Origin of the sequence: Amycolatopsis albispora, assembly GCF_003312875.1 — a bacterium.
GTDB lineage: Bacteria > Actinomycetota > Actinomycetes > Mycobacteriales > Pseudonocardiaceae > Amycolatopsis > Amycolatopsis albispora.
Genome location: NZ_CP015163.1, coordinates 5,625,778 through 5,648,246 on the forward strand (window position 1 = coordinate 5,625,778; position 22,469 = coordinate 5,648,246).

Here is a 22,469-nt window from a genome sequence, read left to right on the forward strand (position 1 = left end):
AAAGCCACATTCGTGTTCTTCACCGCGTTTTTATTGCGCCGCGGCGGGGGCGCTTTGCTGCGGGGCGCTCGGTTCCGGGTTTTCGGTGGTGGTGGTGACCGATGGCTCCGGGGTGCTGCTGGTCGGCTGCTCCGACGGCTCGGCCGGTGCCGTGGTGGTGGGCGCGCCGGATTCGCTCGCGGGCGCCTTCGACGGGGTGCTCGCCGGGGCCTCGCGGGTTTCCGAGGCGGGGGCGTGCTCGGCGGGCTTCTCGTGCTCGCCGCCGCCACCGCCGACGATGTGGCCGATCGTGCTCCGGCCGTCGCCGGAGATGCTGCCGCCGGTGGCGAACTCGAACCCGGTGATCAGCAGGATCGCCAGCACAAAGCCGACCAGGCTGGTCCCGATGACCAACGGCCACCGCAGCTTGCGCAGGCGGCTGACCGGCTGCTCCGCCGATTCCGAAGCCACCCCCGAGGCCGCCCCGGATGACTCAGCGGCCCCTCCCGAAGCCGCTCCAGAGCCAGAGTCCGAAGCCGAATCCACCCCCGAAGCCGCTCCAGAGCCCGAAGCCGCCCCAGAAGCCGCCCCAGAAGCCGCGCCGGAGCCCGAAGCCGCCCCAGAAGCCGATCCCGGAGCCGCTCCAGAAGCCGAAGCCGATTCCGGCGCCGAACCCCGGGCGTCGGACTCCTCGTCACCCGACTCGGCCGCCGGCGACCCGATCCGTTCGGCCATCGGCGCCGTCGCCCCCGCCCGGCCCGACGCCAGCACCTGGGTGCGCGTGGCCAGCACCTTGGCCTTCAGCGCCGCTTCCTTCGTGCGGTCCAGCGAGCGCAGGTACAGCTCGCCGCCCACCGTGGTGATCACGCTCGCCAATCCCGCGCCGAGCACCGTGCCCGCGACGCCGAGCGTCGAACCGAGCAGCGCCGCGGTCACCGCGGCCAGTGCGGCCGCGGCCACCTGAATCGGTCTGACCCCTGACTTCTTTTCCTTCTCCTCTGACATGATCCGTTTCTTCTCCACACCCCTGCGACTACCCGAACCCCCAACGAATAAGGCGCGCCAGTTGCTCCCCGCGTTGCCCGATGGTGAGCCCCGCCACGCTGTCTGTCCACATTGGACTACGCGCGATTCACCGATCCTTGACATACTCACCGTTATGCAGCTGATCTCCCTCGAGCACATCCGGGCCGCCGCGGGCCGGATCGCCGGCGCCGCGATCCGCACCCCCCTGCTGCCGCAGCACTGGGCGACCGGCGCCCCGCTCTGGCTCAAAGCCGAGAACCTGCAACCGATCGGCGCGTTCAAGATCCGCGGCGCGTACAACGCGATCGCCGCGCTGAGTGAACCCCGGCGTCAACGCGGAGTAGTCGCCTACTCCAGCGGGAACCACGCGCAGGCCGTCGCCGCGGCCGCGAAGATGTTCGGCGTCCCGGCGATGATCGTGGTCCCGGACAGCACCCCGCGAACCAAGGTCGAGGCCACCGCGGCCCACGGCGCGAAGGTGATCGAGGTGCCGATCGCGCAGCGGGAACTCGCCGCGCACACCCTCGCCGACCAGCACGGCTTCAACCTCATCCCGCCGTTCGACCACCACGAGGTGATCGCCGGGCAGGGCACCATCGGCCTGGAGATCGCCGAGGACCTGCCGGGCACGCAGGTGGTGCTCGTCCCGGTCAGCGGTGGCGGGCTCGCCTCCGGCATCGGGACCGCGATCAAGTCGCTGCTGCCGTCGGCCAGGGTGTACGCGGTGGAGCCGGAACTCGCCGCCGACACCGCGGAGGGCCTGCTCTCCGGCACCAGGGTCGACTGGCCGGTGGAATGGCGGGCACGCACCATCGCCGACGGCCTGCGTGCGCAGCCGTCCGAGCTGACCTTCGCGCACCTCAAGCGGGTGATCGACGGCATCGTCACGGTCAGCGAGGACGAGATCCGCGCCGCCGTGCGGGTGCTGGCCACCAAGGCGAACCTGGTCGCCGAGCCCAGCGGCGCGGTGACCACCGCCGCCTACCTGTTCCGGCGCGACGAGCTGCCGGAGGGCCGCACCGTGGCCGTCGTCTCCGGCGGCAACATCGACGCGGCCCTGCTCGCCGAGCTACTCCGGGCGTGAGCGCGCGTAGGCCGACGGCGGCGCGTCCACCCCGCAGTGCAGGCACTCCCCCGGCTCCGGGTGGTCGTGCACGGGTTCCGGCTCCCCGCCGGGCACACTGAGCACGTCGTTGCGCACACCGAGCGCCACCAGCCCACCGGCCACCGCCAGGCCCGCGCACACCAGCAGCGCCGTGCGCCAGCTCGCGGTCAGCGCCACCGGGTCGGCGTAGGCCGCCCCGGTCAGCCCGGCGACCGCGGGCAGCAGCGCGATGGCGAGCAGCCCGCCGGTCCTGGCGATCGCGTTGTTCACGCCGGAGGCCACCCCGGCGTACTGGTCCGGCGCGGCGGCCAGCACGGTGGCCGTCACCGGCGCCACCACCGTGGCCAGCCCCAGCCCGAACACGGTCACCGCGGGCAGCACCGCGCCCAGGTAGGACGCCCCCGGCTCGACCCGCAGCAACAGCAGCATGCCCACGGCCACCAGCATCGGCCCGGCCACCAGCTGCGGCCGCGGCCCGATCTTCTGCGCCAGCCGTCCCGAATACCCGGACAGCACGAGCATCACGACGGTGATCGGCAGCCCGGCCAGCCCCGCCGCCGTCGGCGAGTACCCGAGCGACACCTGGAGCTGCAGCACCATCAACATCATCACGCCGCCGAGCGCCGCGTAGACCACCAGCGTCAGCGCGTTGGCCACGGTGAACGTCCGGCTGGCGAACAACCGCGGCGGCACCAGCGGATCGGCCGAGCGCCGTTGCAGCACCACAAAAACCACCAGCCCGGCCAGCCCGGCGATCCCCGACCCGAGCACCAGCCAGTCACCACCCCGCACCGGCAGCTCGACCAGCGCCGCGGTGAGCCCGGCCAGCCCGAGCGCGCCGACCACCGAGGACAGCACATTCGGGCGGCCGGTGTGCTCCTGCTGGTCACACGACTCCGGCACGTACTTGCGCGCCAGCCAGACGCAGACCACCGCCAGCGGCAGGTTGATCAGGAACGCCAGCCGCCACGACCACACCTGCACCAGCAGCCCGCCGACCAGCGGCCCGATCGCGGCCGCGATGCCGCCCAACCCGGACCAGGCGCCGATCGCCCTGGCCCGTTCGGCCCGCGGGAACGCCGACTGCAGGATCGCCAGCGAGCCGGGCGTGAGCAGCGCGCCGCCGATGCCCTGCAGGACCCGGGTGGCCACCAGCATCTCGGTGGTCACCGCGAGCCCGCACAACACCGACGCGACGCCGAACCACACCACCCCGATGACAAAAACCCGCCGCCGCCCGTACCGGTCGCCGAGCGAGCCGGCGATCAGGATCAGCGACGCCAGCGCCAGCAGGTACCCGTCGAGGATCCACTGCAGACCGGAAACCGAGGCCTCGAGCTCCCCGCCGATCCGCGGCAGTGCGACGTTGACGATGGTGCCGTCGAGCATGGCCATGCCCGACCCGAGAATGGTGGTGGCGAGCACCCCGCGCGCCGCCGGAGTGCCCCAGCGGACGACGCCGGGCGCGGTCACGGGCGGTTGAGCGTGGTGACGAACTTGTACCGGTCGCCGCGGTAGATGGAGCGGACGAACTCCACCGGCTTGCCGTCGGCGGCGAACGAGTGCCGTGACAGCAGCAGCATCGGCATGCCGACGTCGGCGCCGAGCAGCTCGGCCTCCTGCGGCCCGGCGAGCGCGGTCTCGATGGTCTCCTCCGCGCGTTCCATCTCCACGCCGAACTGCTCGCGCAGCACCGCGTACAGCGAACCGCCCGCGGTGACGTGCTTGCGGAGCCCGCGGAAGCGGCCGAGCGGCAGGTGCGTGGTCTCCAGCGCCATCGGCTCGGCGTCGGCCAGGCGCAGGCGGCGCATGCGCAGCACCTTCGCCCCGGCCCGGATGCCGAGCAGCTTGGCCAGCTCGCCCTCGGCGGGCAGCTCGTCGATCTCCAGCAGCTTCGACGACGGCTCGCGCCCGGACGCGCGCATGTCCTCGGTGTAGGACGACAGCTGCAGGCGCTGGGCGAACTTCGGCTCGGCGGCGAAGGTGCCCTTGCCCTGCACGCGGTGCAGCCTGCCCTCCACGGTCAGGTCGGCCAGCGCCTGGCGGACGGTGGTCCGCGAGACGCCGAACTCGCCGGCCAGCGCCCGTTCGGTGGGGATGGACGACCCGGCAGGCAGTGCGTCCAGCAGGTCCAGCAGGTGTTGCTTCAGTGCCCAGTACTTCGGCTCGCGTTGCCCCCGGGTGCCGGTGGCCGAGCCGGATTCCCCGGGCGGTGATGTCTCCAACATGAGCGGCTCCTTCACAACACGCGCGACTCCTCACGGAAAAAGTACTCTTCGACGGAAACAGGTCGACCGGCTAGCATTGGTCTAGACCAGATCTGAGGAGACGCATCATGACCGTAGAGGGTGCGCGGCCCGGCGCGCACATGGCCGCCGAGATCGCCGAGCAGCCCGCCGTGCTGGCGGCCCTGCGGGACCGGCAGCCGGAGATCGCCGAGGTGGCCGAAGCCATCGCGAAACGCCCGCCACGCTTTGCTTTGCTGGCCGCGCGCGGGTCCAGCGACCACGCCGCGCTCTACGCCAAGTACCTGATCGAGGTGCTGCTCGGGCTGCCGGCGGGGCTCGTTTCGCCGTCCACGGTGACGCTCTACGGTGCCGCGCCGGACCTGCGCGACGTGCTGCTGGTGACGGTCAGCCAAAGTGGAGGTTCACCTGATCTGGTGGAATTCACCGAGTCGGCACGGCAGCAGGGCGCACTCACCGTGGCGGTCAGCAACACTCCGTCGTCGCCGCTGAGCGCCGCCGCCGAGCTGGCCGTGGACATCGGCGCCGGGCAGGAGCAGGCGGTCGCCGCGACCAAGACCTACACGGCCACGCTGCTCGCGCTGTACCTGCTGGTGGACGCCGTGCGCGGCGGCAAGGGCGCCGACGCCGACGGCCTCGGCGAACTGGCCCAGCAGGCGCTCGACCGCTCGGCGGCCGGGGTGCAGCGGGCGGTGGACCGGTACCGCTTCGTCAACCGGGTGATCACCGCGGGCCGTGGTTACTCCTACGCCACCGCGCTGGAGGCTTCGCTCAAGCTCGCCGAGACCAGCTACCTGGCCGCGCGCGCGTACAGCGGCGCGGACCTGCTGCACGGCCCGGTCGCCGCGATCGACGGCGAGACCGCCGTGCTCGCGCTGACCAACCGCGGCAAGGGCGGCGACGCGATGCGCGAGGTGCTCGACGCGGTCTCCGGCCGGGGCGCCGACGTGCTCGCCATCGGCTCGGCCGCCGCCGACGTGCCCGCCGCGCTGCGGATCGAGGTGCCGCCGGTGGCCGAGGAACTCGCGCCGATCCTCGACGTGCTGCCGGCGCAGAGCCTGGCACTGGGCCTGTCCCTGGCCAGGGGCGGCGACCCGGACCGCCCGCGGGGCCTGAACAAGGTGACCAAAACCCGCTGACCTTCTGAGCGGGCTGGGTGACCGGGCTGTGTCCGGCAAGCCAGCTCGACGGGCTCCGCGATCCAGGGAGTCACCCAAAGCCGCTGATCTTCTCGGCGGGATGGATGACGCGTGACGTGATTCACGGCATAGTCACCATCGTGTTGCGAGGAGGCCCCCAGTGAGTGACCCCAGCCGTCCCCGGGTCGTCGGTGTCGACGCGGGCGGAACGTCCACCCGCGCGCTCGCCGTCGACGCCGACGGCATCGTGCTCGGCAGCGGCCGCGCGGGCGGTGCCAATCCGAACGCGCACCCGCCCGAGCGGGCCGCGGCGAACATCGCGGCCGCCATCGGTGACGCGTTGCGTGACGCCGATCCCGCTTCGGTGCGCGCGTGCGTGGTCGGCATGGCCGGGGTCAGCAAGCTGACCGATCCCGCCATGGCGAAGGTGTTCGACGACGCCTGGACCGGGCTCGGGCTCGGCAGCGGCGTGCGCATGGTCGCCGACGCCGAGGCCGCCTTCGCCTCGGCCACCGACGCCCCCGACGGCACCGTGCTGGTGGCGGGCACCGGCGCCATCTCGGCCCGCATCCGCAAGCGGCGCCTGGTCTCCACCACCGGCGGCTACGGCTGGCTGCTCGGCGACGAGGGCTCGGCGTTCTGGATCGGCCGCGAGGCGGTGCGCGCCACGCTGACCGCGCTCGGCCGCGGCGGGCCGTTCGACGGGCTGCCGCTGGCCGTGCTCCGCGAAGCCCTGCACCTGTCCGATTTGGACGCATTGCGCGCGCAGACCGAAACCGACCGGTTGCTCACCTCGCGCCGGTTGATCACCACCTGCAACTTCGAATCGCCGATCCGGCTCGCCCGGTTCGCCCCGCTGGTCAGCACGGCCGCCGCCGAAGGTGACGCGACCGCGCGGAAAATCACCGACCACGCGGCGGAACTCCTGGTGGCCAGCGCACTCGAAGCACGCGAGCCCGATGAGGACACTCCGCTGGTGCTCGTCGGCAGCGTGCTGGTCGGCGACAGCCCGGTCGGCGCGAAGGTGCGGGAAACGCTCCGTGGCCTGGAAATCCGGTCCGCCACCGATGGCGTACTCGGCGCCGCCTGGCTGGCGGCGGTGGACGGCTTCGGCGAGAACGCTCCGCGACCGGTGCTCGAAATCCAGTAGAGCGCGCGAAGCCGGACATCGACGATCCGCGGCTTCTGCGAGTACGGTGGTAACCGGCCCCCGGACCCTCCCCCCTCGCCGGGGGCCGTCTACTTCCCCTCGGTGCCCGGTTCGGTTCCGGGCACCCGCGGGTGCCGCAGGCCGGGATGCCCGTCGGGCAGCGAGCGGTACAGCACCCAGCCGCTGACCGCCAGCGTCAGCGCCACCAGCGGCCACGACAACACCGTCCGCGCGATGCCGAGTGCCACCACCTGGCCGCTCCACCACAGCGAGCCGTAGACCAGCACGCGCAGCGTGTACTGGCCGAACACCCAGATCCAGCTCGCCCGCGAGTACGCGCGCAGCAGCTCGGGATCGCGGCGCCAGCGGGTCTTCTGCCCGAGCGCGAAGCCGACCACCACGCCCAGCAGCGGCCACCGCACCACGATGCTCGCCGCCCACAGCAGCGCACTGGCCACATTGGACAGCAGCTGGATCAGGAAGAAGTCCTCCGCGCGCCCGGTGTGCAGCGCGATCAGCGCCGCCGCGATCACCGCGGCCAGGCTGACCACCACCGCGCGGGCCTTGTCCCCGGTCACCAGCCGGAAGACGCCCAGCAGCACAGCCACCCCGATGGCCACCCCGGCGCCCCAGGCGATCGACGAGTCCGCCGCGAGCCAGCCGACCACGAAGGCGGCGGGCGGCACGCTCGCGTCCAGCGCGCCCTTGCGCCCGCCCAGCAGCTGGGCCAGGGACTCGCGCGATTCGGTCACAGGCGGCTCGGTCACCCCTACAGCCTGCCTCAAACCACCGACGAAGGGCACCCTTACCTTCCGGCGAACGCCTAGATCATTCCCGAGGATGATGCCGGGCGGCCGCGCGAAGGCGTCTAATTACGGGTGCCAAGATGACGGTGGACGTACGACACTGTGACGTCCGAGCAAAACAGAGGTTGCGGCAATCGGGATTGTGGGGCGATCTTCGAGTGTTGAACCCGCTACCGGAGAGGTTTTCGCAGGGCACGGGGTGGAGGGAGACCCAGAGTGTTTGGCTTTGACAGCTACGTCGCCGTCGGCGACAGCTTCACCGAAGGGCTGAACGACGAGCTTCCGGACGGCAGTTTCCGGGGTTTCGCCGATCGGCTGGCCGAGATTCTGGCTGGGGGCCGGAGTGACTTCCGTTACGCCAACACGGCGCTGCGGGGCAAGATGCTCGCCGAGATCGTGGAGGAGCAGATCCCGGTCGCGCTGGAGTTCAAGCCGGACCTGGTGACGCTGTGCGCCGGCGGCAACGACATCGTGGTGCCCGGGGTGGACGTGGACGCGGTGGCCGCGCGCTTCGAGGAGGCCGTGGTCGCGCTGCGGTCCGCCGGCATCACCGTGGCGGTGTTCACCGGACCCGACACCAAGATCATGTCGGTGATGAACCGCCTGCGCGGCAAGGTGGCCATCTACAACGCCCACCTGCGCGCGATCGCCGACCGGCACGGCGCGCACGTGGTCGACCTGTGGTCCATGGACGCGCTGCACGACCTGCGCGCGTGGAGCGACGACCGGCTGCACTTCACCCCGGAGGGCCACCGCCGGATCGCGCTGCGCACCGCCGAGGTGCTGGGCGTGCCGACCGAGCAGGACTGGCGCGAGCCGTGGCCGGCCTCGCCGGAACCGACCTGGATCTCGCTGCGGCGGTCCGATCTGGAGTGGACCAGGGTGCACCTGCTGCCGTGGATCCGCCGCCAGCTGCGCGGGGAGTCGCTGGGTGACGGGCTCCGGCCGAAGCGACCGCGGCTGGACCCGCTGCGTCCCGCGGAGGCCGGGCTGGTCGAATCGCAGCCCGCTCCCTGAGCGGTTTTCCGGACACGGGCGTCGGGAGTGGACTATTGTCCGCTACCTGAGTGACTGGGGGAGGCGGTTTCGTCGTGTCCACGTGGCAGCAGCCGGCGGATGTCGGCAAGTGGCTGAACGAGGTGCCGTGGGTGATCACGGACTCGCCGCAGGGGGCGGCGGGTCCGCCGTCCGGCGGGTTCGCGATGAGCCGCAGCGAGATGATCAACGTGCTGACCGAGGCCAAGCAGCTCCGGGTGCTGGTCGACAAGCAGATCATGGGCACCCAGCCGCTCAGCCGGATCACGCCGCCGGGGCGTGATCCGGCGAGCGAGCGGTACGTGGCCGCGGCGAACGCCACCGGCTTCAACTACCTCAACCACCTGCGGCTGCAGTCGAAGTACCTGGGTGACCTGATCGGAAAACTGAACAAGGCACTGGGCAACGTCGAGGAGACCGACGCGAACGCGGCCGCCGCGGCACGGAAGGCCGGCGAGCACTGATGGGCTGGTTCCTCGGGGAAGCGGGCGGGTCGTGGGCCTGGCTCGACGAGTACCTGAAGAAGCTGGAAGAGGACGGGGCCTTCATCCCGCCGGGCGATCTGGTGCAGATGATCCGCGACGGCGCGGGCCCGGCCAGCCTCCAGGAAGCCCGGCAGCTCGGCCTCAACCAGCACGACGAGCAGCGTGAGCTGGAGGACGGCGCGCGGCGGCTGGTGGCGAAGCTGGAGTCGGCGTGGAACGGCGCCGCCTCGGACGCCGCGCGCGCCAACATCCAGCCGCTGGCCACCGTCGCCGAGACGGCCGCGAAGACGCTGAAGGTCAACTCGGAGATCGTGCAGAACCAGGTGCACAGCTTCGAGGCGCTCAAGGCCAACCTGCACCAGGTGTCGAACGACCCGCCGGAGAAGGGGTTCTGGGACAGCGCGACCCCGTGGGACACCGACACCGAGGACCAGATCAACCAGCGCAACCAGCAGGTCTCCGAGAACAGCGAGAAGTACTCGGTGTACGTGCAGACCAGTGACGAGAACAAGGCGTCGATGGTCGCCGACTACGGCCACGTGCCGGGGTACAGCGGGAACGACTTCGAGGTCGAACCGCGCAAACCGGGCGATCCCGGTGACGACAAGGGCGATCAGGACGGGAAGTACCGGATCCCCAAGAAGGACGATTCGACCAGCGTCAGCGGATTCACCGGGCATCCGACGACCACTCCCCCGCCGAACATCCCGCCGCCCGTGCCGCCGCCGCACCACCCGCCGGTGCCGCCGCCGACCCCGGGCATCCCGATCGGCACCACGCCGTCCGGCTACCAGCCGCCGAGGCTGAACAAGCCGTCGTGGCCGGGCATTCCGGGCCTCGGGCCCGGCAATCCCGGTGGCTTCGGCCCGCGTGGTGGCGGTGCCGGTGGTGACTTCGGCGCGGGTGCCTTCGGCCCTGGCGGCGGCATTCCGTCGGCCGGTTCCGCCGGTGGTTCCGGTTCCGGTGGTGGCGCGGGTGCGCCGGGTGCGGGCGCGGGGGTCGGCGCGGGCGGCCTGCCCGGTGCCGGTGGTCCCGCCGCGCCTGGTGGCGCGCAGGGCGGACAGGGCGCGGGTGCCCGTGGCGGCATGGGCTCCGGTGGTGGCGGTGGTGGCGGAGGCGGCCGTGGTCAGGGCGGCGAGGACGCCGAGCACCGCCGCGCCTCCTACCTGGAGGAAGCCGATCCCGACGCGATCTTCGGCACCGACGAGCGGACGGCCCCGCCGGTGATCGGCCAGTGACCGTGCGACTGCCCCGGCCGATCGTGCTGCCGCTGGCGGCGTTCCGGCAGGCGTGGAAGTGGCAGCGGCTGGGCCCGCTGCACCCGGTGATCGGCATCGAGGAGCGGTGGGCCGACTCGGACACCCAGCGCGACCTGGAGAACCGCATCGCCGACGGGCTCAACCGCGCGGGACTGGCCCGCAACGGCGTGCCGAGCAAGCACTTCAAGGAGGTGCTGGCCGTGCTCGCCGAGGCCGACCGCGAGTTCTACGGCTGGGTCGGCCTGGTCGACTCCGGCAACACCGCCGGGGTGCTGGTGGCCACCGACGAGTTCGGCAGCGCGGTGCGCGTGTTCCGCGACGACACGCACCTGCGGCTGGACCACGCCGAGTTCGACGCCCCCGAGCGCTGCCTGGTCGACTCGCTGCCGCGGGTGCCGCCCGCCAGGGTGCCGGAGCTGCGGGTGCCGAAGTCCCGGCAGGACGCGGTGACCGAGGTGACCGGCTCGCGGCGCACCGGGGTGCACAAGCTGCACGCCGCCCGGCCCGACCGCGGCGGCTCCCGGCGGCGCAGTTCGCCGCTGACCGTGCTCGACCTCGCCGGCCGCGGCCGGGTGATGACGTTCGTCACCGAGGAGAAGGGCGCCGAACCGCAGGTCAGCTGCGTTCCCGGCACGCCGGAGGCGATGGTGCGGCAGTTGCGCGCGGCGGATTCCGCCCTCCGGCCGTACTGAGGATTAGCACCTGGAGGAACCCCCAAGTTATGGTCAGAACATGTCCGGCCGCCTGCTGCTGATCCCGTTGGCGCTGGTGGTGACCGCCGCGATGGCGCTGGTCATCACCTGGACCGACGGTGCCCGGCTGGAGGCCGAGATGACGCAGCGGACGGCCGCGCCCGCCGCGGCGCCCCCGGTCCAGCCCGCGATCGCCGCGGAGGGCGGCGACGCGAAGCAGGCGCTCCAGACCGAGATCGACCGGCTGCTCGAAGCCGAGCCGATCACCTTCACCCCGGACACCGCCGAGTTGACCGGGGAAAGCGAAGGCACCGTCGGCCGGATCCGCGAGGTGCTGGCCAAGGCGCCCGCCGACGCCACCTTCGAGGTGGGCGGGCACGTCGCGAAGACACCGGGTGACGAGGAGGCGGGCCTGGAGCTGTCACGGCAGCGCGCGGAGGCGGTGGCGAAGCTGATCGCCGGGGAGGGCGTGCCCGCCGAGCGGATCACCGCGAAGGGGTACGGGGACACGCGACCCAAGGCGGGCGGTGGGGACGACCGCCGGGTCGAGATCACGGTCAAGTAGGGGGAGTCGACGATGCTGTGGTTGTTCGGCCAGATCTGGGTCTGGTTGCTGGTCGCCTTCGGGCTGGGCGTGCTGCTGACCTGGGTGGTGCTGTCGATGGTGCACCGCAAGGAGCTGGCCAGGGCCGAAGAAGCCGCGGCGATGCCGTCGAGACCGTTCTACGAGGATCCTCCCGCCCCTCCCGCGTTTCCCGCGCAGGACGAGCCGGTCTATCCGCAGGACGACTACGACGACGGCTTCACCCACGACGACCGTCCCCGCAACGGCTACGCCCACGCCGAGCCCGGCGCCTACCTCGACGACGACGGCTACCCGCGCGAGGACCACGACGCGCGTTATCCGGAGGACCCGTACCCCGAGTCGTACCCGGGCAACCTGCACCCGGTCGCCGCCTATCCCGAGGACGGCTACCCGCGCGACGACTACGACGAAGAGCCGCGCGGCGGTCAGCTGCCCGCGGACGACGACGGCCATCCCGCCTATCCAGGCGAAGAACCGCGGCCCACCGAGGGCCAGATCGACTGGCCGGTGGAGAACGCCCAACCGGCCTGGCCGACCGACGAGGACTGGCCGCCTGTCCAGCCCCGGCAGCGCAACTGGTAATTTCGGCTGTCCATTCGAGGAGGGTCGATGCCGCTGCCGCACTGGACCGCGGACGGGGTGCTCCCACCCGGCGCGCATCCGGCGGATCTGGCCGATATCTACGAGCGCCTGGTCTGCGACGCGCCGTACCAGAACGAACGCGAGATCCTGTTCGGCGCGCTGAGCAGCTATCTCGGCGTGGTGTGCCGGATCATCCCGTCCGGGCGCGCCTGGATCGACGGCGGGCTCGCGCTGTGGTCGGAGGAGCCGCCGGGCACCGTCGACGTGGTGCTCATCCCGGACGAGTGGGGCAGCCTCAAGAAGCTCGACGGCGCCGCGCGTGCCGCGCTCTACGGCATGGTCACGCTGCGTGGCGCCATCATCGGCCAGCCCGCGATGTACCTGGACCAGGTGCAGCCGGTGCACGGCCTGCTCGACGGCTACCTGTGCGTGCCGGGCCACGAAGAGGTGTGGGCGCAGACCTGGTCGTCGGTGCGCGGGCCGTACGGTCCGGTCGAGGGGCTGGTCAAGGGGTACGCGGAGGTGCGGTGGTGAACAAGTTCCGCGAACTGGCCGACGACATTCCCGGCGGTACCTGGCTGGACGACCTGGCGCGCGCGTCGGCGATGGCGGCACACGCGAAGTTCGAGCGGACCTCGCGCTCACCGCTGCTGCGGGTGTCGGTGCTCGGCTCGTCGCAGCAGGACGCGTACACCTTCTCCGACATCGGCCGCGCCCTGCAGGACGCGGCGGCGAAGATCGGCCGGATCATCCGCGACCCGCAGAGCGAGATCACCTACGTGCAGCCCGCCGACCGCGAGAAGGCGCCGCTGATCCAGCGCGGGCAGGCGGGCAACACGCTGTTCTTCGGCTTCCCCGAGCCGGAACCGGCCGACGCGCTGATCCACGACGGCATCGAGACGCTGTCCGAGCGCGCGGTCAAGGAACTGTGCGACTTCCTGCCGGCCAACGGTTCCGACGACGGCGCGCTGGACGCGGTGCTGCTGCAGCGGGACACCGTGCGGAACGCGGTCAGCGACATCGTGGCGGCGGTCAGCAAGAACGCCGGGATCGGGTTGCAGCTGACCACCACGGCCGGTGAGGACGTGCTGCGCAGCATGACCACCGAGCAGGCGCGGGTGCTGCGGAGCAGCTTGCGCGAGTCGCGCGAGGAGGTCGGGTACGAGACGGTGTCGGGCAGGCTCGACGGCGTGCGCACCCGGCGGCGGATCTTCTACCTGGAACGCGAATCGGGCGGCACGGTGCAGGGCGCGGTGGCGCCGGACCTGCTGGACGAGATCAAGCTGAACCTGGATCGGCCGGTGACCGCGCGGCTGCGCGTGGTCCGCACCACCACGATCGACGGCCGCCGGGGCCGACCGGTCTACGAACTGCTCGAGATCACCCCGGAAACCAGCCTCTTCTGACGCGGACCCTCCGCTCGCGCGCCGCGGCCAGAACACGAATGGGCTTATGGGGCGGATTTCGCCCCGCGCCGAGGCGGCGTCGAAGGTCGCCCGCAGGGTGTGCGAAAGCAGCGGCAGCGCGTCCTGTTCGTGCGCGGCGCCCGCCTCGCCGGGCGTGCCAGGGGTTACCTCGCGGATGAGCAGTTCGACCAGCCCGCCGTCGACCTCCATCCCGGCGCCGCGCGCGGGCTCGACGATCGCCGCCCGCAGTTCGGGTTCGGTCATCGGGCCCACCACAACCCGAAAGCCACATTCGTGTCGCGGCTGGCGCCCCGAAAGCCACATTCGTGTTCACCGGCCCGGGCAGATCACTGGTGTGCGCGACCGGCCGGCGCTCCCCCTCGGCGCGCCGGCCGGCCGGTGGTGCGCCGGACCCTCCCCCTGGCCCGGTCCGGCGCGGTGGCTTCCGCGCGCGTCCCACCGCGGGACGGAAGCCGCGGTGACCCCGGCTTTCGGCCCTCCCCGGCCGCCGGACGATCACCGCGATTTGAACACTACGCGTGAGCGCCGCCACCCTGCTAAGAGTTCACTAAGTAGATATTTCACCTGTCCGCCAAAATCTTCCGCTCGATGGACATGGCTGGTGACTTACCGCTATTCGGCCACTGCGGCGAGTTCCGCACCCAGTTCCGCCGGCCACGGCGCGCCCGCCTGCCGGAACCGTTCTTCGGCGAGTTCGAGCTGCTCACGGGCCTGCACCCGGTCCCCGCGAGCCCGCAGCACCCGCCCCAGCGCGGCCCGCGAAACGCCCTCCTGCAAGACGAATCCACGGCTGGTGGTCAGCTCTATCGCCTGCCGCGCATATCGTTCCGCCTCGCCCAATTCCCCGGTTCCGAGGTGCAGCTCCGCCAGGTTGTTCAGCGATACCACAGCGTAACTGTCGTCCCCCAGCTCACGGTCGATCGCGAGCGAGCCGAGCTGGTGCTCGATCGCCTCCGCGTACCGGCCGGACAGCTTCTCCGCCTCCGCGCAGTTGTTCAGCGCCTGCCCGCGCAACGCCGGGTCGCCGGTCCGCTCGGTCTCCTCGATCGCCTGCCGCAGCCGGTCGATCGCCTCGTCGTACCGGCCGGAGCTGCTCAGCGCCGCGCCCACGTGGATGTTCGCCGACACCAGCAGCCGCTTGTCCCCGACCTCGGCGGCCAACGCCAGCGCGTGCTCGGCGTCGGTCAGCCCGCCGCCCTCGATGCCGAAGGTGAGCGCGATGGCGCACCGCGAAATGAGCATCCAGCAGTGCGCGAGCGGGTTCCCGGACGCCTTCGCCGCGGCCAGGCCCAGCTCGACCAACCCCGTCCACTCGTCACGCAACGGCCGCACCACCCGATAGGTGTGGACCACGCGCGCGAGCTGCCAGGCGTCCTCGTAGCGCCCGGCCCGGTACGCGGCTTCGCAGGTTTCGAGCAGGTTCGGCCATTCCAGCGCGAACCAGTCGAGCGCGTCGTCGAAGTCGGCGAATTCGGGCAGCTCCGCTTCGGGCAGCGCGGCGGCGAAGTCGAGCGAGTCCACGATGCGCAGCAGCCGCCGCCGCGCCCGGTCGGCCGCGGCCTGGTAGTACCGCACCGACCGCCGCAGCACCGCCTCGCGTTCGGTGGCGGCCAGCTCGGTTTCCGCGAGCCCGCGCAGGTACAGCCGGACCAGGTCGTGTGGTGCGAACACGTCCCGGCCGACCTCGGTGAGCAGGTGGTAGGCGGCCAGCGTGCGCAGTCGGCGGCGGGCCTCGGCGACCCCGGTGCCCCCGAGCGCGGCGGCCAGGTGCGGCCCGATCGACGGCCCGGTGAACGCGCCCAGCAACCGGAACAACGCGCCGACCGGCTCCGGCAGCCCGCGGTGCGACACGTCCAGCGCGGCCCGCACGCTGGTCTCCGCGACGTCCACCCCGGCCACGTCGAGCGCGGCCAGCCGGGTGCGCTCGTCGGCCAGCTCAGCCACCAGGTCCTCGACGGTCCACTGTGGACTCACCACCAGCCGGGCACCGGCGATGCGCAGCGCGAGCGGCAGGTACGCGCACAGCTCGGCCAGCTTGCCGTAGTCCCCCGGCCCGGCCAGTTCCTCGATCAACCGCACCGCGTCGGCCGGTGGCATGGATTCCAGCGCCCGGAGGCGTGCCGCGCTGGCGACCACGAGCCCGTCGAGCCGCGCGCGGCTGGTCACCACGGCGACCGAGCCCGGCGCGGGCGGCAGCAGCGGGCGGACCTGCTCGGCCGAGCGCGCGTCGTCGAGCACCACCAGCACGGTGGCGTCGGCCAGCAGCGAGCGGTACAACGCGATGCGCTCGTGTGGCTTCTCCGGCAGTTCGGCGGGCCGCACGCCGAGCCCGAGCAGGAACTGGGTGACCACCTCACCCGGCGCCAGCGGCGGGTGCTCCGGGTCGAACCCGCGCAGCGTCGCGAACAACACGCCGTCCGGGAAGTCCGCCGCTCTCCGGTGCGCCCACGAGATCGCCAGCGCGCTCTTGCCGACGCCGGGCGCGCCGGTGACCACGCCGACCATGCTCGCGCCCTGCCGGGCTTCCTCGACCAGGCCGTCCAGCCAGGCCAGCTCGTCGGCGCGCCCGGCGAAGCGGGGCACCGCGGCGGGCAGCTGCGCCGGGTTGACCCGCACCAGCCGCGGTGGCGGCCCCTTCGGCGACGACGGGTCGGCGAGGTCGTCACGCAGGATGCGGTCGTGCAGCTCCCGCAGTTCGGCGCCGGGATCGATGCCGAGCGTGCCGACCACGTGCCGGGCCGCGCGGCGGTACACCGCGAGCGCGTCGGCGCGGCGTCCGGCGTGGTAGAGCGCACGCATCAGCTGGCCGATCGTGCGCTCCGCCAACGGGTTCTCGCGCACCATGGTGGTCAGCTCGGAGATCAGCTCGGCGTGCCTGCCGAGTTCGAGGTCGGCGTCCACGCGGGCGCCGTGCACCGCGAGCCGCAGGTCCTCCAGTTCCGGCGCGTGCACCGAATCGGGGACGCCGGACAGCACCGGCCCCTTCCACAACGCGAGCGCCTCGGCGAGCACGGCGGCTCGGCGCTCGGCCCCGGCCGCGGTGGCGTACTCGAGCAGCGCCCGCGCGCGGTGCACGTCGATCTGCGACGGGTCGACGGTCAGCTGGTAGCCGGGCGGGCGGGTGTGGATCTGCGCGCCGTCGCCGCTGTCGCCCTGGATGGACCGCAGCACGCGGCGGAGGTGCGAGACGTTGCCGTGCACGATGGTGCGCGCGGTGGCCGGTGGATCGTGCCCCCAGAGCGCGTCGATGATGTCGTCCAGTGGAACAACTTTGTTGGCGTGCAAGGCCAGCAGCGCCAGCAGCCCCCGCACCCCCGGCCCGCCGACCGGCACCGGCCGCGAGCCCGCCAGCAGCTGGACCGGGCCGAGCAGCTGGAACCAGGCCTGGTGGGACCCCAAATCCCCTTCGCTCACTACGCCTCCCCTGCGTCGTGGACGAGCAGGAGAAGACGTTACTCGCAAACCCGGCAACCGGCGTGTGGAGTTGGGCATGCGCGGCGCCGGTGGAACAACCCCCGGACACAACACCGCCCTGCACCATCAGTCCCGATCTGATGGTGCAGGGCGGTGTTGCCGACTGCCACGGCCGGCGCGCGGGCGGTCTCACCCCGAGCAAGGAGTAACCGCCGCGTCACTTCGACCGTGACGGAGACAACGTAACAGGCCACGAAGGGTTAGCGAAGAGCCACCCCTTCGCGGCCTGATAACGATTATCGCCGGACCGGGGTGAAGTCGCGGGCCGCGATGAACTCCGGCCGTCGCTTCTCCGCGGCGAACGGTTCCACCACCGCGTTGTCCACGCTGTTGAACACCAGGAAGATGTTCGAGCGCGGGTACGGGGTGATGTTGTTGCCGGAGCCGTGCATGATGTTCGAGTCGAACCACAGCGCCGAGCCGGCGGCACCGGTGAACTGCTCGATGCCGTGCTCCGCGGCGAGCTTGGCGATCTCGTCCTCCGACGGCACGCCGATCTTCTGCTCCTTGAGCGAGGACTTGTAGTTGTCCTCCGGCGTCCGCCCGGCGCACTGCACGAACGTCCGCTGCGAACCCGGCATCACCATCAGCCCGCCGTTGAACGGGTAGTTGTCGGTGAGCGCGATGGAGCAGCTGACCGCCCTCGGCACCGGCATGCCGTCCTCGGCGTGCCAGGTCTCGAAGTCGGAGTGCCAGTAGAAACCGTTGCCGCGGAACCCGGGCATGTAGTTGACCCGGCTCTGATGGACGTACACCTCGGACCCGAGGATCTGCCGCGCCCGGTCGAGCACGCGCGGATCCCGGACCAGCTCGGCGATCAGGTCGCTGATCCGGTGCACCTCGAAGATCGAGCGGACCTCGCCGCTGCTCTTCTCGGTCACCACTCGCTCGTCGGCCTTCAGTTCCTCGTCCCCGGACAGCCGGACGAGTTCCTGCCAGTAGGTCTGCACCTCGGCCGGGGAGAGCAGGCCCTCCACCACCGAGTAGCCCTTGGCGTCGTGCGAAGCCAAGGTGGCCGCATCGATCGGACCGTCCGCCTCACCGCCCCACACGGTGGGGTCGAGGCGGTCGATCGCCCCGGCGTCGGCCGCCGGGAGTCGGGTCGGGTAGGCGTCCCCGATCCGGGTGTCCATCAGAGTCAAACTGCTCGCCTCCTCGTGATCGTGCTCTTTTCGCTCAGGACTCTTCGGTCACCAGCGGGTACACGCCGTTCTCGTCGTGGACCTCGCGTCCGGTGACCGGCGGGTTGAAGACGCAGACCGTCTTCATGTCGGTCTTCGGCAGCACCTGGTGCTTGTCGTGGTCGTTGAGCAGGTACAGCGAACCGGGCTTGAGCTGGTGGCGCTCGCCGGTGGCCTTGTTGACCAGCTCGCCCTCGCCCTCGTAGACGAACACGGCCTCGATGTGGTTGGCGTACCAGAAGTCGTTGACCGTGCCCGCGTAGAGCGTGGTCTCGTGCACCGAGAAGCCGACCTTCTCCTTCGCCAGGATGATGCGCTTGCTGCGCCAGTTCGGGGTCTTGATGTCGGCGTCGGTGTCGGTGATCTCGTCGAGGGTGCGGACGATCAAAGTCGTGTCTCCTTAGCTTCCTACTTGGTCAGCACGGCGCGAACGGACTCGCCGATGATCTCCAGGCCCTGCTCCAGCTCGGCGTCGTTGATGGTCAGCGCGGGGAGCAGCTTCATCACTTCACCGTCGGGCCCGGAGGTCTCCATCAGCAGACCACGATCGAAGGCCTCCGCGCACACCGAGCCGGCCAGCTCGCCGCTGGCGAACTCGATGCCGCGGGCCAGTCCACGGCCCTTGGCCACCAGGTTCGCCTCGGGGTGGGCTTGCACGATCTCGTCGAACACCGAGCCGATGCGCTCGCCCTTCGCGCGGGTGGACTGCTCGAGCTTGTCGTCGCTCCAGTACACGCGCAGCGCTTCGGTGGCGGTGACGAAGGCCGGGTTGATGCCGCGGAAGGTGCCGTTGTGCTCGCCCGGCTCCCACACGTCCAGCTCCGGCTTGATCAGCGTGAGCGCCAGCGGCAGGCCGTACCCGCCGATCGACTTCGACAGGCAGACGATGTCCGGCTTGATGCCGGCGTCCTCGAAGCTGAAGAACGGGCCGGTGCGGCCGCAGCCCATCTGCACGTCGTCGAGGATGAGCAGGATGTTGTGCCGTTCGCACAGGTCGGACAGGCCCTTGAGCCACTCCAGCCTGGCCGCGTTGATGCCGCCTTCGCCCTGCAGCGCCTCGACGATCACCGCGGCGGGCTCGTTCAGGCCGCTGCCGGAGTCCTCGAGCAGCCGCTCGAAGTACAGGAAGTCGGGGTAGGCGCCGTCGAAGTACTTGTCGTACGGCATCGGGGTGGCGTGCACCAGCGGCACCCCGGCGCCGCCGCGCTTCATCGAGTTGCCGGTGACCGACAGCGCGCCCAGCGTCATGCCGTGGAAGGCGTTGGTGAAGTTGATGACCGACTCCTTGCCGGTCACCTTGCGCGCCAGCTTGAGCGCGGCTTCGACGGCGTTCGCGCCACCGGGGCCGGGGAAGACCACCTTGTAGTCCAGCTCGCGCGGCCCGAGGATCTTCTCCTGGAGCGTCTCCAGGAAGTCGCGCTTGGCCACGGTGAACATGTCCAGCGCGTGGGTCACGCCGTCGCGCGCGATGTAGTCGATCAGCGCCTGCTTGAGCGCCGGGTTGTTGTGGCCGTAGTTCAGCGCGCCCGCGCCGGCGAAGAAGTCGAGATAGCCCTTGCCGTTCTCGTCGTAGAGCATGCTGCCCTGCGCGCGGTCGAAGACCACCGGCCAGCCGCGGCTGTAACTCCGCACCTCGGATTCGAGTTTCGAGAAGATTTCCATGTTCATCGCCAGTTCCGTCCGTCCCTGTGGAGTGATCCCGTTGCGGTGTGCGAATTATCTGTGCGTCAACGGTCCGATTCGATAGAGATCCTCGGGTTCGTGCACAACGTTGTCTTCCGGGAAATCGTCGGAACTGAACAGTTCAGCGCTTTCCAGATCGGCTTCCCAGCGCTTCGCGAAGGACTCGAAGAGCTTGATGGACGCCTGGTTGTCCGGGGTGATGGTGGTCTCCAGATAGCGGACGCCTTGGCCGACCAAGCGGTCGAACAAGGCGTCCAGCAAAGCTCCGGCCAGCCCTTTTCCGCGTTGTGAGGCGTCGACGGCGACCTGCCAGACCAGCGCCGTCTCGGGATCGGACGGCTTGCGGTAGCCGATCACGAAGCCGACCGCCGCGTCACCGGATCGTGCGACCACCGAGGTGTCGGCAAAATCGCGGCACCACAGCAGATAGGCGTACGGCGAGTTCAGATCGAGCTTCTGGGAATCGCGCGCGATTCGCCAGAGTTCGGCGCCATCCGCCTTGGTCGGGGATTCGATCAAGTGCTTTCCGGACATGTCAAACGAACTTAACAGAATCGCAAAGCCGACTCAGCCCGGACGAACTAGTGCAACTGGCCTACCAGCGCAGACACAGAAAACCCTGTGACTATGGCAACAGTAACGTAGGTTTGCCGCAATCGGTGGACTACAATGCCGCAGCCGACCGCCACCGCTTCGTGACGAAGCGGTTTCACTTCGGACACGGTAGTGGCCACGCTCACGAGATGCGACTCAAAGAGCACGTTTGGCCTAAGCATACGCTGGGTACTCCGGTACTTTTCCCAGCGGGAGCCACCTATTCGCCGACCTGGCCGTCGGCGAACTCACGCAGCACGTCGAGGTGCCCGACGTGCCTCGCGGTCTCCTGCACCAGGTGGGTGAGCACCCATCGAACGGTCTTGTCCTCGCCCGGCCGTCGCACCGGGTCATCGGCCGACAACCCGGCCAGGGCGGCACGCGAGATCCGCCATTCCTCCTGGTAGGCCGCCACCAGCTCGGCCGGCGAGTGCTCCTTGCCGAGGCGGAAGAGGAAGTCGTGGTCGCCGGTGTCGCCCCAGAGATCGGGCAGCTCGCTGCCGCCGCCGACGATGGTCAGCCACCACCGCTCGACCGCGGTCAGGTGCCGGATCACCCCGAGCGCGTTCATCTCCGGCGACGCCGGGAACGGCGTGCCCGCGGCCTCGGCCCGGCTCAGCCCGGCCACCTTGTTGACCGCCGTGGCCCGCAGGAAGTCGAGGAAGCCCCAGAGCAGGGTCAGCTCGTCGTCGGCCCGGGTTTCCGGCCACGCCCGCTCGACCGGATCCGCCATTTCCTTCGAACTCGAGTTCGACACGCGGAAAAGGTATCAGGCGGCGAAGTGTTCCAGCAGCAGGACCTGCGCCTCACCCACGGCGAAGCCGAGCAGCGCGCCGGTGGCGATCAGGATCCATTCGTCCTGCTGGAAGGCGGGCCGGAGCAGGCCCTCGAACTCGGCGGGCGACAGCTGTTTCATCTTGGTCACCAGCAGGTTCCGGATGTCCATCGCGTCTTCGGCGTAGTCCTCGACGTAGGTCATCGTCTCCGGCAGCCGCGCCATGATCAGCTCGGAGATCCGCAGCTTCATCGCCTGGTAGCGCTTGCTGCCCACCGCCATCACCACCAGCGGCCTGGCCAGGCTGGTGTGCTTGGCCAGCTCGGCGTCCACCTGGCGCTGGACCAGCGCGAGCACCTTGTCCGACGCGGGCCCGCGCAGCACCGCCTCGATCACGTTGTGCGGGGTGATGATCTCCTTGGCGATCAGCGCGCCGTAGGCCTCGGACACCTCGGCGCGGCGCTTGAGGAACAGGCCCTGCCACTCGAACAGCCCGAGGTAGCGCTTCGGCTGCTGCGGCCGGAAGATCATCTTCAGCGCCAGCCAGTCGGTGAACCAGCCGGTGAACAGGCCGAACAGCGGCATGATCAGCGGCGCCTTGAACAGGATCCAGGCGCCCATCTGGATCACCCCGATCAGCCCGCCGAAGACGATGCCGGAGCGGGCGATGAACTTGAACTCCTTGTCGCCCGCCTCCTGGAAGATCCGGTTCAGCAGCCGCTTGTCCTTGACCAGGCTGGTGACCACCATGTCCTTGAGGTCGAAGACGCTGTCCACGTCCTGCTTGACCCCGTCCATGATCGAGGCGACCATGCGCGGCGCCTCCGCCTGCACCCGCGTGATCACCATTCGCTGCACGCGCGTCGGCAGCGATTCCCACAGCCCGGGCTGGTATTCGGCGGCCACCACCCGCACGATCTCCTCGACCCCGGCCAGCAGCGGCTTCTCGATCTCCTTGGCGATGCGCTCCGGGTCGAGCCGGTTGAGCACGTCACCCGGCTTGATCAGCTGCTGGGTCATCGTGTCGCAGGCGATGCCAGCCATCCGCGCGGCCCGCTTCGGCACCACCCCCTGCCAGCCCAGGAATGGTTTGATGCCAACGAATTCCACCGGCTGGAACATCATCCGGATGGCCACCAGCTTGGTGGTGTAGCCGATCAGCGCGGCGATCAGCGGGATGGAGCAGTAGAGCGGCCAGTTCCGCGCGAAGTCGTCGATGATGCCGCTCATGGCTCATGATCACAC

The 22,469-nt window shown here is 70.7% G+C and carries 22 protein-coding genes and 2 pseudogenes; 11 read left to right on the top strand and 13 right to left on the bottom strand.

Annotation, left to right across the window (positions count from 1 at the left end):
• Positions 1 to 30: 30 nt before the first annotated feature.
• Together A4R43_RS44815 and A4R43_RS26485 are read right to left on the bottom strand one after the other, a co-directional pair.
• Positions 31 to 714, bottom strand: a complete 684-nt coding sequence (locus tag A4R43_RS44815) for a dihydrolipoyllysine-residue succinyltransferase component of 2-oxoglutarate dehydrogenase complex (RefSeq protein WP_418190856.1) — start codon at positions 712 to 714, stop codon at positions 31 to 33.
• Positions 715 to 764: 50 nt separating this feature from the next.
• A pseudogene (locus A4R43_RS26485) lies at positions 765 to 984 on the bottom strand (hypothetical protein); the annotation flags it as partial.
• A 154-nt stretch (positions 985 to 1,138) separates the two neighbouring features.
• Between A4R43_RS26485 and A4R43_RS26490 the strand changes: the two are divergent.
• Positions 1,139 to 2,089, top strand: coding sequence for a threonine ammonia-lyase (locus A4R43_RS26490; protein ID WP_113694786.1), 951 nt, complete (start codon positions 1,139 to 1,141; stop codon positions 2,087 to 2,089).
• Here the strand turns inward: A4R43_RS26490 and A4R43_RS26495 are convergent.
• Together A4R43_RS26495 and A4R43_RS26500 are read right to left on the bottom strand one after the other, a co-directional pair.
• Positions 2,075 to 3,505, bottom strand: coding sequence for an MFS transporter (locus A4R43_RS26495; RefSeq protein ID WP_236809275.1), 1,431 nt, complete (start codon positions 3,503 to 3,505; stop codon positions 2,075 to 2,077). The two genes, A4R43_RS26490 and A4R43_RS26495, sit on opposite strands and share 15 nt — an antisense overlap.
• A gap of 74 nt (positions 3,506 to 3,579) precedes the next feature.
• Positions 3,580 to 4,338, bottom strand: coding sequence for a GntR family transcriptional regulator (locus tag A4R43_RS26500; protein WP_113697895.1), 759 nt, complete (start codon positions 4,336 to 4,338; stop codon positions 3,580 to 3,582).
• 107 nt (positions 4,339 to 4,445) lie between these two features.
• Here A4R43_RS26500 and A4R43_RS26505 point away from each other — a divergent pair, with 107 nt between their 5' ends.
• On the top strand, positions 4,446 to 5,495 hold the full coding sequence (locus A4R43_RS26505; protein ID WP_162788602.1) for an SIS domain-containing protein: 1,050 nt from the start codon (positions 4,446 to 4,448) through the stop codon (positions 5,493 to 5,495).
• A gap of 160 nt (positions 5,496 to 5,655) precedes the next feature.
• The gene (locus tag A4R43_RS26510) at positions 5,656 to 6,645 is read left to right on the top strand and encodes an N-acetylglucosamine kinase (RefSeq protein WP_113694788.1); all 990 of its coding nucleotides are present in this window, start codon (positions 5,656 to 5,658) and stop codon (positions 6,643 to 6,645) included.
• A gap of 89 nt (positions 6,646 to 6,734) precedes the next feature.
• Here the strand turns inward: A4R43_RS26510 and A4R43_RS26515 are convergent, their stop codons facing one another.
• Complete coding sequence (locus A4R43_RS26515) at positions 6,735 to 7,412, bottom strand: DUF3159 domain-containing protein (RefSeq protein ID WP_205215089.1); 678 nt, start codon at positions 7,410 to 7,412, stop codon at positions 6,735 to 6,737.
• Positions 7,413 to 7,667: 255 nt separating this feature from the next.
• Between A4R43_RS26515 and A4R43_RS26520 the strand changes: the two genes are divergently transcribed.
• The 8 genes from A4R43_RS26520 (at position 7,668) to A4R43_RS26555 (ending at position 13,496) form a co-directional block, all read left to right on the top strand.
• Entirely contained in the window at positions 7,668 to 8,468 is an 801-nt protein-coding gene (locus A4R43_RS26520) for an SGNH/GDSL hydrolase family protein (protein WP_113694790.1), read from the top strand.
• Between the two features lie 74 nt (positions 8,469 to 8,542).
• Positions 8,543 to 8,950, top strand: a complete 408-nt coding sequence (locus A4R43_RS26525; protein ID WP_113694791.1) for a hypothetical protein — start codon at positions 8,543 to 8,545, stop codon at positions 8,948 to 8,950.
• The gene (locus A4R43_RS26530; protein WP_113694792.1) at positions 8,950 to 10,209 is read left to right on the top strand and encodes a PPE domain-containing protein; all 1,260 of its coding nucleotides are present in this window, start codon (positions 8,950 to 8,952) and stop codon (positions 10,207 to 10,209) included. Before A4R43_RS26525 ends, A4R43_RS26530 begins: the two co-directional genes overlap by 1 nt.
• Positions 10,206 to 10,922 (top strand): ESX secretion-associated protein EspG, encoded by a 717-nt coding sequence (locus A4R43_RS26535; protein WP_113694793.1) that lies wholly within the window; start codon positions 10,206 to 10,208, stop codon positions 10,920 to 10,922. The genes A4R43_RS26530 and A4R43_RS26535 overlap by 4 nt, the downstream gene beginning before the upstream one ends.
• 40 nt (positions 10,923 to 10,962) lie before the next feature.
• Positions 10,963 to 11,487: an OmpA family protein gene (locus tag A4R43_RS26540; RefSeq protein ID WP_113694794.1), complete on the top strand. Its 525-nt coding sequence runs from the start codon at positions 10,963 to 10,965 to the stop codon at positions 11,485 to 11,487.
• A 12-nt stretch (positions 11,488 to 11,499) separates the two neighbouring features.
• Entirely contained in the window at positions 11,500 to 12,090 is a 591-nt protein-coding gene (locus tag A4R43_RS26545; protein ID WP_113694795.1) for a hypothetical protein, read from the top strand.
• A gap of 27 nt (positions 12,091 to 12,117) precedes the next feature.
• The gene (locus tag A4R43_RS26550; protein WP_113694796.1) at positions 12,118 to 12,624 is read left to right on the top strand and encodes a DUF6932 family protein; all 507 of its coding nucleotides are present in this window, start codon (positions 12,118 to 12,120) and stop codon (positions 12,622 to 12,624) included.
• Positions 12,618 to 13,496 (top strand): hypothetical protein, encoded by an 879-nt coding sequence (locus A4R43_RS26555; RefSeq protein ID WP_113694797.1) that lies wholly within the window; start codon positions 12,618 to 12,620, stop codon positions 13,494 to 13,496. The genes A4R43_RS26550 and A4R43_RS26555 overlap by 7 nt, the downstream gene beginning before the upstream one ends.
• 132 nt (positions 13,497 to 13,628) lie before the next feature.
• Here the strand turns inward: A4R43_RS26555 and A4R43_RS44820 are convergent.
• The 8 genes and pseudogenes from A4R43_RS44820 to A4R43_RS26590 form a co-directional block, all read right to left on the bottom strand.
• Positions 13,629 to 13,820, bottom strand: a pseudogene (locus A4R43_RS44820) (nSTAND1 domain-containing NTPase); the annotation flags it as partial.
• A 309-nt stretch (positions 13,821 to 14,129) separates the two neighbouring features.
• Positions 14,130 to 16,931 (bottom strand): AfsR/SARP family transcriptional regulator, encoded by a 2,802-nt coding sequence (locus tag A4R43_RS26560; RefSeq protein ID WP_236808294.1) that lies wholly within the window; start codon positions 16,929 to 16,931, stop codon positions 14,130 to 14,132.
• Positions 16,932 to 17,227: 296 nt separating this feature from the next.
• Complete coding sequence (gene thpD, locus A4R43_RS26565) at positions 17,228 to 18,124, bottom strand: ectoine hydroxylase (protein ID WP_418190752.1); 897 nt, start codon at positions 18,122 to 18,124, stop codon at positions 17,228 to 17,230.
• Positions 18,125 to 18,167: 43 nt separating this feature from the next.
• The gene (locus tag A4R43_RS26570; RefSeq protein WP_113694800.1) at positions 18,168 to 18,560 is read right to left on the bottom strand and encodes an ectoine synthase; all 393 of its coding nucleotides are present in this window, start codon (positions 18,558 to 18,560) and stop codon (positions 18,168 to 18,170) included.
• A gap of 20 nt (positions 18,561 to 18,580) precedes the next feature.
• Positions 18,581 to 19,834: a diaminobutyrate--2-oxoglutarate transaminase gene (gene ectB / locus A4R43_RS26575; protein ID WP_113697896.1), complete on the bottom strand. Its 1,254-nt coding sequence runs from the start codon at positions 19,832 to 19,834 to the stop codon at positions 18,581 to 18,583.
• A 54-nt stretch (positions 19,835 to 19,888) separates the two neighbouring features.
• Positions 19,889 to 20,389 carry a diaminobutyrate acetyltransferase gene (ectA, locus tag A4R43_RS26580; protein WP_113694801.1) on the bottom strand — a complete coding sequence of 167 codons (501 nt, stop codon included), beginning with the start codon at positions 20,387 to 20,389 and terminating at the stop codon, positions 19,889 to 19,891.
• A 280-nt stretch (positions 20,390 to 20,669) separates the two neighbouring features.
• Positions 20,670 to 21,206, bottom strand: coding sequence for a DinB family protein (locus A4R43_RS26585; protein ID WP_162788603.1), 537 nt, complete (start codon positions 21,204 to 21,206; stop codon positions 20,670 to 20,672).
• A gap of 12 nt (positions 21,207 to 21,218) precedes the next feature.
• Positions 21,219 to 22,454: a DUF445 domain-containing protein gene (locus tag A4R43_RS26590; protein WP_113694803.1), complete on the bottom strand. Its 1,236-nt coding sequence runs from the start codon at positions 22,452 to 22,454 to the stop codon at positions 21,219 to 21,221.
• Positions 22,455 to 22,469: the final 15 nt, after the last annotated feature.